General features: G+C 38.9%; 8 protein-coding genes. 7 read left to right on the forward strand and 1 reads right to left on the reverse strand.

Going from position 1 to position 12,656, the window contains the following annotated elements; genetic code table 11:
• Positions 1-461: 461 nt before the first annotated feature.
• On the reverse strand, positions 462-1,460 hold the full coding sequence (locus tag FFJ24_RS08425) for a LacI family DNA-binding transcriptional regulator (protein ID WP_138821075.1): 999 nt from the start codon (positions 1,458-1,460) through the stop codon (positions 462-464).
• Between the two features lie 253 nt (positions 1,461-1,713).
• Between FFJ24_RS08425 and FFJ24_RS08430 the strand changes: the two genes are divergently transcribed.
• From FFJ24_RS08430 to FFJ24_RS08460, 7 genes are all read left to right on the forward strand, one after another.
• Positions 1,714-2,082 carry a hypothetical protein gene (locus FFJ24_RS08430; protein ID WP_138821077.1) on the forward strand — a complete coding sequence of 123 codons (369 nt, stop codon included), beginning with the start codon at positions 1,714-1,716 and terminating at the stop codon, positions 2,080-2,082.
• A gap of 1 nt (position 2,083) precedes the next feature.
• Positions 2,084-3,433, forward strand: a complete 1,350-nt coding sequence (locus FFJ24_RS08435) for an MFS transporter (RefSeq protein WP_138821079.1) — start codon at positions 2,084-2,086, stop codon at positions 3,431-3,433.
• On the forward strand, positions 3,433-4,611 hold the full coding sequence (locus FFJ24_RS08440; protein WP_138821080.1) for a glycoside hydrolase 100 family protein: 1,179 nt from the start codon (positions 3,433-3,435) through the stop codon (positions 4,609-4,611). Before FFJ24_RS08435 ends, FFJ24_RS08440 begins: the two co-directional genes overlap by 1 nt.
• A gap of 19 nt (positions 4,612-4,630) precedes the next feature.
• A complete protein-coding gene (locus FFJ24_RS08445; RefSeq protein WP_138821082.1) occupies positions 4,631-5,542 on the forward strand; it encodes a carbohydrate kinase family protein in 912 nt (303 codons plus the stop codon).
• 117 nt (positions 5,543-5,659) lie between these two features.
• The gene (locus FFJ24_RS08450; protein ID WP_246862774.1) at positions 5,660-8,692 is read left to right on the forward strand and encodes a SusC/RagA family TonB-linked outer membrane protein; all 3,033 of its coding nucleotides are present in this window, start codon (positions 5,660-5,662) and stop codon (positions 8,690-8,692) included.
• Between the two features lie 16 nt (positions 8,693-8,708).
• The gene (locus FFJ24_RS08455) at positions 8,709-10,217 is read left to right on the forward strand and encodes a RagB/SusD family nutrient uptake outer membrane protein (protein ID WP_138821083.1); all 1,509 of its coding nucleotides are present in this window, start codon (positions 8,709-8,711) and stop codon (positions 10,215-10,217) included.
• A gap of 111 nt (positions 10,218-10,328) precedes the next feature.
• Complete coding sequence (locus FFJ24_RS08460) at positions 10,329-12,365, forward strand: glycoside hydrolase family 65 protein (protein ID WP_138821084.1); 2,037 nt, start codon at positions 10,329-10,331, stop codon at positions 12,363-12,365.
• Positions 12,366-12,656: the final 291 nt, after the last annotated feature.

Here is a 12,656-nt window from a genome sequence, read left to right on the forward strand (position 1 = left end):
TACAAGCTCACTACTATCAACAGATACCAAAAAAAAGCTCGTCATCTCGACCGAAGCAGTGCGACGTGGAGAGATCTATCAAAAACAGATTTTGTTTCACAGAGCTTTCGGGTTCTCGACTGCGTTACCGATGTAAAATCGGTACAGGTAGTACTCCGCTCGAAATGATGGTAAAGCGAGAGAATTTTTACATGTAGATTAATTACTGTCATTTATATTAATTTTTATAAAATAAATTATTCCTCAGGATTGACAATTCTATATTTATGAGATAGCCTCAACGAGTTACAGACTCTTTTCTATTATTAATCCGTAGCGCCCTTTGGAATGCTATGGACAGACATGGGATAAACCAATTTGAGTTTTAGAGAAATCAGCAATAAGCCATCAGGTTATTGCTCTCTTAATTTTAGTGAGATGGGGTAAATGACTTCTGGTTTTCCCGCAATACGTTTTACTTATTAAATAGAGCCCCCAACCACTAATCTTGATTCATCGATAATCGTTTGAGCGAATGAGCTTCCTGAAATGCATTTCATCATCCTGTTAAAGGCTAACTTACCTAAATTATAACCACTGGTTTCAGCATAGGTAATTTCCGGGTAAAATAGCTGGGGAATCATGCCGTCGCTTATTGCGATAACGCCCAAATCTTTTGGCGCTTGCAGCCCTTTTCTTTGGATAGCTTTCATAGCACCCGCAAGAATTTCATCACTCATACAGAAAACGGCAAATTTTTCCCCGATATGTTCGGGCAGAAGCGCTAAAGTAATTTGTTCGGCTTCTTCTGAACTTCTGGCATGAACTGTTTTCAGTTCTACCTTTTTATCCTCTTTATATAATATTGAGGTGAACTTTTGGAACCGGGCTTTGGTAATCGACATATTTTTATCGCCAAAAATTGCCAATACATTTACTATGCCCTTTTTTAAAATTTCTTCAGCTGCTAGGATAGCCGCATGTTCATCGCCGACACAAATTTTGTTACAGGATTCATATTGCGGAACTTTATCGAAAAAAATAACCGGAATTCCATATCCATCCAGTTTCAAAAAAGGTTCTATCTCTATCGTTTCTGAAGTGATGGCGATAAAAATCCCTGATACACGTTTATGTTTGCAGCTTTTTAATATTTCCTGCTCAATTTTCGGGTCGTTTGATGAGCGATAAATAATTACAGAATAACCAAATATCCTGGCCTCTTCTTCAATGGCGCTGATAAAGGAGTGATAAAAGAAATTTGAAAGACTGGGGACCACAACCGCAAATTCTTTACTGCTGTGCGTACGTAAATTTACGGCATAAGGATTTGGATCGTATTCCAGCAATTCTGCAAGCTCGTTAATCTTTACCTTCGTCTCCGCTGAAATATCCGGATGATCTTTCAATGCCCTCGAAACTGTAGATATACTTACATTTAACCGCTCAGCAATCTTTTTTAATGTTGGATTCTGTTTCATGGTTTATATTTGGTTAATCAAATATAAGTTTTCCACAACAAACATTTTCGCAAATGTTTCCGCAAACGTTTGCGGTTATAAAACGTCTATTTTAATGTTTTTACATTAATTATAACCTATCTTCATATTATCAAATGAATGAGGTATTTCTGCAGATTAATTTTTGCGTAAGTGCTTCATCAGTTTAACCAAATATTAAAAGCGCATAAATTGAAGCCGGATCTTTTGGCTATGCTGTTTATTTATCAAAATTATGAGAAATTTTACTCCTGTTGTTTTAGTTTTCATTTTACTGTCTGTATTAAACTGCGCTGCGCAGCAGGCATCGCCTCTAACTGAGGGTAATAAGCCGGTTTTTTCTTCGTCAAATGATGCATATAGATATGAGTTAAATAGGGCCTATCATTTTGAAATAATGGATATCGGGAACGATCCCAGCGCTCATAAACTCATTGATTTAAGGGCCTTTACCAAATGGGATAATTCATTTGCAAATAAATACTGGTTTACAACTACACCCCAACTTTTACTAAACAACGCTGATGAAACTGTAACAATAGCTAACCATACAATTAACCTTAAACCGTGGCAAGCTGTGGTTTTTAAACTTAATCAACATTAATATGATAGGGGCTCAGGCAGAAAAGGTTAATAATTTTTCATCGGCAGCGAAGTTGAATTTTTCTTCGATAATTGCCATGAACTTAGGTTTTTTTGGCATCCAATATAGTTTTGGCTTGCAGCAAACAAATATGACACCCATTTACTCGTACCTGGGTGCAAATGCAGATCAGATTCCGTTGTTAAATTTAGCAGGCCCAATGACGGGGTTAATCATCCAGCCGATTGTTGGCGCAATGAGCGATAAAACAACGAGCCGATTCGGAAGAAGAAGGCCATATTTTTTAATTGGTGCGATAATTTGCAGCATTTGTCTTTTTGCTATGCCATACAGCAGTTCAATTTGGATGGCTGCCGGAATTTTATGGATTTTAGATGCCGGTAACAACATCACAATGGAACCATACCGGGCTTTTGTCAGCGATAAATTACCTTCAGAGCAGCATGCACTTGGTTTCCTAACCCAAAGTTTTTTCACAGGTTTGGGGATTACGCTGGCTAATCTGACGCCTGGAATTTTGATTGCCGCAGGCTTAATCGGTATTCATTCCAGAAGTGGAAACAATATTCCTTATACAACTTATGCAGCATTTTTTATCGGGGGAGTGGTTTCTATCGGCTCCATTATGTTTAGCTGTTTAACCACAAAAGAAACTCCATTATCAAAAGACGAAATAAAAAAGATTAAGGCAGAAACTGGCGGTGTAGGCAGAATTTTTAAAGATATTATTGAAGCTTTTAAGGTGATGCCTTCTACCATGAAAAAATTGGGCATTGTTTACCTTTTTAACTGGTATGCCATGTTTGTTTACTGGCAATTTGTAACGCTTTGTCTGGCTAAAACTATTTATAACACAACTGATGCCGCCTCTGACGGTTTTGCTTCCGCACAATTACTTACCGGAACGGTTAATGGTGGCTATAACGTGGTAACTTTTCTCGTGGCATTTCCACTTGCATTTTTTGCACGAAAGATAACGGCTCAAAAAGTACATCTTATCAGCCTGCTGTTCGGAGGAGTGTGCCTTATTTGTTTGCCGTTGATTCATCATTCAGCTTTGTTATTCATTCCAATAATCGGCCTGGGCATTGCATGGGCAAGTATGATGGGCACACCTTATGCTATGCTCGCGGGAAGCATTCCAAAAGAAAAAACAGGAATTTTTATGGGCATTCTGAATATGTTTATCGTAATGCCAATGCTTCTGGAAACGATTACCTTCAAATACGTTTACCGGTACCTGTTAGGTCACAATCCTGAAAATGCAATTGTTTTTGCAGGTGTACTCATTACGGTTGCAGGATTTATGGTGTTATTGATTAAGAAAAAAGATAGGGGAGTTGTAATATAATGGTCGATTTAAAAGCATATAACGAGGCATTAAACCTTTTGCAACAGGCATCCACTCCTTTTGGATTTGTGGCAGCAGTGCAAGACCACGACAATTATAAACGCGTGTGGACCAGAGATGGCGTAATTACGAGTATTGCTGCCTTGCTAAGTGGTGAACATGATCTGGTAAAAACTGCAAAAGCTACAATTGAAACACTTTTAAATAATCAACATATAAACGGATTTATGCCGTCGAATGTTTCTCCTGAAAATGGTTCGGTAAGTTTTGGAGGCACGTCAGGCAGGGCCGATAATCCATCGTGGGCAGTTATCGGCTTATGTGCTTACACTTTATTAACAGGAGATAAAACGCTTTGGGTAAAACATCAGGCACAGGTAGATAAATGCCTTTCGGTTTTAGAAGCCTGGGAGTTTAACGGAAAACATTTGGTTTATGTGCCCCAAAGTGGTGATTGGGCTGATGAATATATTCAGCATGGCTACATCTTGTTTGACCAGTTACTTAGGGTTTGGGCCTTAAAACTGGCTTCAAAAATAGTTTCAAATAAAAACTGGAATGATAAGGCCCTGGACATTGTAAACGCAATAAAAGCGAATTATTGGAAGGTTGATGGACAGCCAAATGCCTACGCCCCGAATTTAGTCCACCAGTTGAAAGATGCATCAGCAGATTTTTGGTTAATGGGTTTTAACCCGGCCAGAATTTATAATTATTTTGATTTGCAGGCAAACACATTTTGCCTTTTAATTGGAACTGGTAATGAAACTCAAAATCGATTAGTGATTAATTATATAAAAAAACTACAAGAAAACCATCAATCAATGTTGCCGTCTTTTTATCCAGCGATAGAAGAGAATGATGACGATATGAATGAGCTGAAAAATAACTACGCCTATTCATTCAGAAATAAACCCGGGTATTTTCATAACGGTGGCTTATGGCCGGTTTGGAATGGCTGGCTGGCAGCAGCTTTAAGTTTAAGCGGAGAAACTGAATTTGCGAAATCGATTACATCAGCCATTCACACCTCAAATTCAAAGGCAGATTTATTTAACGAATGTTTACATGGTTCTACGCAAAATCCATGCGGGGTACCGAATTGTACGTGGAGTGCTGCAGGTGCAATAATTGCTGAACAGGCACTTATAAGTGATGATTTTAAAGCGCTTTTTTAATTTTTAAAAGATTATTACGATGAATTCGACAAGAGGTATTTCAGCAAAAAAAGTTTTAGTAGTAGGCGAATTACTTGTAGATATGATATCTGATCAGAACATTGAATCTCTTGCGGTTTCCTCACAGTTTTCTACTAATCAGGGTGGAAGTTCAGCCAATTTATGTGCGAACTTAAAATGGCTTGGTATTGATGCAGAACTTGTTGCTACCGTTGGTGAAGATAATTTAGGATCTTTTTTAATTAATGAACTTAAAACAATTGGTCTGTCAGACAAATACATACACCGTTCGGCAAACAGGCAGACAAGTGTGATATTAGTCGCTAAAAATGAACATACACCGGATTTTATTCCTTATCGCAGCGCTGATTTGGCCATAAAAAGAGTAGAAGATGCTGCCATTAATTCATCGGATATGATCCATACAACTGCTTTTGCCCTGAGCAAAGAGCCGGCCCGAACCAATATCCTTCGTGCCTTTACCAAAGCACATGAATCAGGTAAATTTTTGTCGGTCGATTGGAATTTCGCACCCTCCATCTGGCAGGAGGATGATGGCAAAGATGTTTTCAAAAAACTGATGAAAATGGATCCGTTACTAAAAATTAGTGTCGACGATTTGGAGCGTTTCACCGGGGAAAGCCTGACTATTGAGGAAGCTGTTAAATGGCTGGATAATCTGAATGCTCAGATAATCTGCCTTACCTGTGGGAAAGATGGTGTCTGGTTTAAAACAAAAAACCAGGCCTGGCGGCATAAGCCGGCACTTCCGGTAAATTCCGTAATTGGCGTAACCGGTGCGGGAGATGCTTTCTGGTCGGGATTTCTATCGGCATTTATACACGAAAAATCCATTGATGAATGCATTAGTCAGGCGCTGGAGGTAGCCAAATTGAAAATTGAAAAACCATATCCTTTGTATAAAAAATAATCATCATACTAACTAAACTAAACTAACAGAATTCATGAAACATCTACCACCTTAAGATTCAGCGTAATTATCTGAACTAAAAAAACAAAAAATTCTAACCAATTAAATCATTCCATTATGAACATGACTCTACCAGGCAATTGGTCTGTCTCGCCTGTGAAACAGAAATTGTACGCATTGAAGAAACTTACGTTTTTAAGTTTCTTTATGGTCCTTTTAAGCACGGCAGCTTTTGCGCAAACTGTGGTAAAAGGTATAATATTCGATAGTGATAAATTACCCTTACCCAGTGCAACTATACAGGTTGCAGGAACTAACACTAAAACACAAAGTGATGCAGATGGTAAATATCAAATTACGGTACCATCGCCAACATCACGGTTAATTGTGAGTTTCGTAGGTTTCGAAACACAAACGGTAAACGTTAACAATCAAACCCAGATTAACATCACACTGGCTTCGCTAAACAACCTGGATGCAGTTGTGGTTGTTGGTTACGCGTCGGTGAGGAAAAACGATTTAACAGGAGCCGCTACAACCGTATCGGCGAAAGACTTTAATAAAGGTCCTTTAAATGCACCCGACCAGTTAATTCAGGGCAAAGTTGCCGGTGTACAAATGATTAACAATAGTGGTCAGCCAGGAGGCGCTTCTACGGTTAGAATCAGGGGTAACTCGGCAATTACAGGAACAGGACAACCACTTTATGTTGTGGATGGTGTCGCATTAGATGGCCGTTCAGCAAGACCATCTACCAGTGCAGGTATCGGAACTGCGCCTGATGGAAATCCGCTAAACTTTATCAATCCTGCTGATATCGAATCGATGGAGATTTTAAAAGATGCATCTGCAACCGCAATTTATGGTTCACGTGCCGCTTACGGTGTGGTGTTAATTACAACTAAACGAGGTAAATCCGGCGATACGAAAATTGATTTCAGCGCATCTGCAGGTGTCAGTAATATTGCCAGGAGGGTAGATGTGCTTTCCGGAGATGAATACCGTGCAGCGTTATCTAAATATGGGCTTGCAAACGGAAATTTTGGCACCAGTGTTGACGCACTCGATGCGATTACCAGAACAGCATATAATCAGAATTATGCTGTCGGGATAAGTGGTGGCGCAAACGGAAATACTTTCCGTGTTTCGTTAGGTTACCAGGATCAACAGGGTATTATCAAAACAACTGATTTTAAAAAATACAGTGCTGGTTTTAACGGAAACTTTAAGTTTCTGGAAAGCAAAAAACTTGGCCTGGATGTAAACATGATTAGTAACCAGTACCTGGAAAGTATAGCGCCAATTACGACCGATGCAGGTTTTACTGGAAGTTTAATTTCACAAGCATTGTCATGGAATCCCACACAATCCTTCTATAATCCGGATGGCAGCTTGTTTATCGATTACGGTTCAACAACCATAAATCCTTTGGCTGCACTGGCTGCAAATAATGATAAAACTAAAGTAACCACCATTTTAGGAAGCGTTTCGCCTTACTATAAAATTACGCCATGGTTAGAGTATCGTATGCTGGCCAGTGTTAATTACAGCACAGGTATCAGAAGGGCTTCAACAAGGAGTACTTTAAATCTTCAGGGTATTCAGCCAGATGGTAATTTCTTAGGTGGATATGCAAGTTATTCCAATACAGAATTAATTACACAACAATTTACAAATACTTTAAACTTTAATAAGGAAATTGCAAATAAGCTAAATGTGAATATGGTAATCGGATATGAATACTCAAATTTTATAAACAAAAGTGCAGTTAATACTGCAACTGGATTTGGAAATCTTCCTTTTGATTATACCGATGCATTTGAGGCTACCCTAAAGTCAAACAGAACATTCGTAACAAGCAACGATCCTACAACGGAATTACAATCCTATTTTGCAAGGGGTATTTTTAACTATAATAATAAATATATATTAACAGCAACAATCAGATCTGATGGCTCAACAAAGTTTGGTACAAATAATAAATATGGATATTTTCCTTCATTTGCAATAGCCTGGAACATTAAACAAGAAAGCTTTTTTTCTGATGTGAAATGGGTGGATTTATTAAAAATCAGAGCGGGTTATGGTAAAACAGGTAATCAGGATTTTCCTTCAGGCTCTTCCCAACAGCGTTTTGTGTATAGAACACCTAGTAAGGCCGGCGATCCTATTCCCCAGGTAGGTATCAATAATCAGAACGATAATCTAAAATGGCAGGAAGATAAACAAACTAACGTTGGTGTAGATTTTGGACTATTTGGAAATAAAATAACGGGAAATATCGATTATTTCAATAAAACAACAAAAGATCTGCTCTATCCACAAACAGCGTTTGCTCCTGCAGAGCAGGGAAATGTGATTACATGGAAAAATTTGAATGGTGAGATTGTCAACAAAGGTGTGGAGATGAATCTGAATGCTAATATCATCGAAAAGGACAACGTATCATGGTCTTTGGGTGGTAATGTAACTTATATCAAAAATACAGTTAAAAATCTAAATGATTTAATTAAAACCGGTTCATTAAGCGGTCAGGGATTAAGTGATGTAACAACTGAAGTTATTCAAAATGGCCTGCCATTGTTTGCTATGGTAACCAGACAATACAACGGCTTAGCTGCGAATGGCTTCTCTTTATACACTGATGATGGATTTACAAAATATTATGTTGGTAATCCTAATCCGAAATTTATTATGGGCCTGAGTACAAATATCAGGTATAAAAAAATATCTTTTACTGCTAATTTTAATGGAGCATTCGGCCAAAGTATTTATAATAATACCGCAAATTCTGTATTGGCAATTTCGAATTTAGGTAATAGAAATGTCTCATCTGCACTACTAAATTCGGCGATTCAGGAATCATTGGCTAATCCTATTGCAGCATCATCCAGGTATATAGAAAAAGGAGATTATTTGAAACTGGCTAATGCGACAATTAATTACAATATCGGCAACATTGGTAAAGCAATCAAATCACTGAACATTTATGTTAACGGTCAGAATCTGTTTGTAATTACAAATTACACTGGTTTCGATCCGGAGGTTAACGTAAATAAAAGTGTTAATGGGGTTCCTTCAGCGGGGATAGATTATACCGCATATCCAACAGCAAGGACATTCAATTTTGGTGTTAATTTTTCTCTATAACTTAAATTTTTTCAATATGAAAAATAAATATATTTTATGCCTGGGAGTAATAGCGATTACTTTTTCGGCTTGTACAAAACTTGATGAAGATCTGCACGGACAAGTAAATTCGGGAACACTTACTCAGGGAAATGTACCAGGGTTAATTTCTGCGACTTATATTGCAATGAGAGGCCCGTATCAGGCACCCTGGAATTGGTCTGCCTTACAGGAGGTAACCTCAGATGAAGCAATTGTACCTACAAGAGCCGGTGACTGGGATGATAATGGTGCATGGAGAGCGCTTCATTTACATAGATGGGCCGCAGATGACGGAAGAATATCCGGTGTCTTCAGGGATTTAAATAGTGTCAGTTATGCAGCTACTACTGTTTTAAGATTTAATCCTACTCCAGCGCAAGCTGCTGAAGCTCGTTTTCTTAGGGCTTTCGCCCAATTTTCTATTTTAGATGGCTGGGGGCAAGTTCCTTACCGTGAAACTGGAGAAGGTGTAACACTTCCTTCCAAGGTTAGAAATGCAGCCGAAGAAATTGCTTATTTGATTAGTGAACTCACTGCTATTATTCCTGATTTACCAAATGGTCCGGCAAATGTGGCGAATAAAAATGCGGCTAAAACACTTTTAATGAAAGTTTACCTGAACAAAGGTGCTTTCTTAAACCGTGCTGCGCCAACTTTCGATGCAGCAGATATGGCTAAAGTAATCACTTTAGCTGATGAAATAGCAACTGGCGGGTACGTATTGTCAGCTAACTATTTCGATAACTTTGCCCCCACGAACAATGTTTTATCTAAAGAAAATATTTTTACTGCAGAAAATACTGCTGGAAATGATGGTAGCGATTTAGACGGTCAGTGGAAATGCACCTTACACTATAACCAAAATCCTAATGGCTATAATGGCTTCTCTTCGCTATCGAACTTTTATGACAAATTCGAAGCGGGCGATAAAAGAAGGGGTGGAGCTTACACCGGACAAACAAATGTTTCTGGCGTCAGAGTAGGCTTTCTTGTTGGTCAGCAGTTTGACCAAAATGGAGCTGCTTTAAAAGACAGGAAAGGTAATCCTTTGGCATTTACACCAGAGGTTGCCATCATCGAGCGCGATCCGAACCACCTTGAAGTTGCAGGTATTCGTGTAATTAAATATCCAATTGATTATGCCAATACTGGTTCGAAGAAACCGGATAACGACTGGGTTTATTTCCGTTACTCGGATGTTTTGTTAATGAAAGCTGAAGCGCAGTTAAGAACATCGCAAACGGCGCAGGCTTTAATATTGGTAAATTCATTAAGAACAGTTAGAGGTGCTTCTACTTTGACTAGCCTAACTCTGGATGTTTTGCTAGATGAACGCGGTCGCGAGCTTTACTGGGAAAGTTTCAGAAGACAGGATTTAATCCGTTTTGGGAAATACCTTGCAGCCTGGCAGGAAAAACCAGCCAGTGATGCTAAATATTTGTTATTTCCAATCCCTGATAATCAGCTTGGTAATCCAAACCTGGTTCAAAATCCAGGCTATTAAAATCCATTAATCCTGAAAGCCAGAGGCTGCAATTGTTAAAGATTTTCTATCCGCTAACAATTCAGCCTCTTGTTATTTAAAATTTTTACATATTCTACAGAGCTTATGGTTATGAAAAAAAATGTACTTTTCTTGTTGCTTGCGATAGTAACATTAAATTCAAACGCTCAAGACCCATGGAAAATAAGTGCTGATAGAATCGACCCTAATAAATATTTCGGAATAACAGCTGCCAACGGCATCATTGGTATTGTTTCCTCACCACAGCCATTTAAAGTTAAAAACGTGGTATTGGCTGGTACGTTTGATACCTATGGGCGCGGTCGTGTAAGCAATTTTCTTAACGGTTTCAACTTACTGAATATGTATATCGAAATTGATGGCAGAAGGCTTGATGACCAAAATACCAGCAACATGCTGCAGCAATTAGACATGAAGCATGGGGCTTTTACAACGCAATTGCTTTATGGCAAAAAAGCGAATATTAAATACACCTATTACGCATTACGCCATTTGCCATTTACGGTTTTAATGGATGTAAGCATCACGGCGAATGAAGATTTAAAATTCACTGCGGCAAGTGTGATGGAAACTCCGGATGCGCTTCGCGATGTTGAGAATTATTATAACGAAATAGACAGGCCGCATGTTACTTTAAGCCTGCTCACCTCAACTGCGAAAAGCCCCACAGGTAAATTGCAGCTATGTGCATCGAACAGTTTTTTGTTTACAGAGCTCCATGGCAGTGAGCCAAAAATTATCCACGAAATGTGGGATAATAACAGCCATTTAATGAAGTTCAGTAAAACGCTAAAGGCAGGTGAAAGCTATACTTATTCGGTTATTGGCAGTACGATAAGTTCTGCTCAACATGCGGATCCACTTAATGAGGCAGAAAGAATGACCATTTTTGCAAAGCTTGAGGGGCACGACCGACTACTTAAATATCATAATGCAGCCTGGGATGATTTGTGGAAATCGGATATTTTAATTGATGGAGCCCCGCAAACGCAGCAGGATGTACATAGCATGTTGTATCACCTCACTTCATTCTCGCGCGCGGGAACTTCCTATTCACTTTCTCCAATGGGCTTATCAGGCTTAGGCTATAACGGACATGTGTTCTGGGATACAGATATCTGGATGTTTCCGGCTCTCCTTGTGCTTCATCCTGATATTGCAAAATCATTGATTGAATATAGATTTGAACGACTGGAAGCAGCAAAACGGAATGCTTTTTCACATGGATTTAAGGGCGCTATGTATCCCTGGGAAAGTGCGGATACAGGCGTAGAAGAAACGCCTGTTTGGGCTTTAAGTGGCCCTTTTGAACACCATATTTCTGCCGATGTTGCATTGGCCGCATGGAATTATTATTGCGTAACTCAGGATAAAGTTTGGCTTAAAGAAAAGGGCTGGCCCATTCTGTCACAAACTGCCGATTTTTGGGCAAGTAGGGTAGAGCGTAACGGACCTAACCAATATGATATCAAAAATGTGGTGGCCGCTGATGAATGGGCGGAAAATGTAGATAATAATGCTTTTACAAACGCAGCTGCCAAATTGAATTTAAAAAATGCTAACCTGGCTGCAGCAATTTTAGGCTTGCCTCAAAATAAAGATTGGGAACTGGTCGAAAAAAACATTCCCGTTTTAACCTTTCCTGATGGTGTAACCAAAGAACATGCAACTTATAAAGGTGAAGGTATTAAACAGGCTGATGTTAATTTATTAGCCTATCCGCTGAAATCGATCACAGACAAATGTCAGATTGTTAAAGATTTAGCCTACTACGAAACCAGAATTCCTGATGAAGGCACACCTGCCATGACACATGCAATTTTTGCATTGTTGTATGCCAGAACGGGAAATGCTGAAAAGGCATACAAATATTTTACCGAGGCCTATCAGCCAAATCTAAATCCACCGTTCAGGGTGATTGCGGAAACTAAAGGAGGCACAAATCCATATTTTGCTACGGGTGCCGGCGGGGTTTTACAAAGTATGCTCATGGGATTCGGAGGTCTGGATATCACGAACAAAGGGATTATTCAAATTCCCAGCGTTTTACCTTCAAAATGGAAATCACTTAAAATTACGGGGGTTGGTATGGAAAAGAAAACCTTTTCTGTTGCAAATAAAAATTAAAAATTTGTCGTTTTGAACTTGTCGAAACCAGTAAATATTCCGACAAGTTCAATTTGACAGACTCCAATAGAGTGGTGGTCTTTCCAGCGTAGGCTTATCGTGTGGACACATCTTTATTAAGTATTTTTAGGCATTTTGCTATCCAACTTTAATAAAGCAGAGACTTTAACCAAGTACGCCGTCAATCCCAGGAGCCGGAAAAATCAAAAAAACAGGTGCACAACAGTAAAAATTGCACTAACAAACCTGGAACGCAGTGGTTTTGTGTTCATAACCTAGGATTCAACTTTA

Source organism: Pedobacter sp. KBS0701 (genome assembly GCF_005938645.2).
Classification (GTDB): Bacteria; Bacteroidota; Bacteroidia; order Sphingobacteriales; family Sphingobacteriaceae; genus Pedobacter.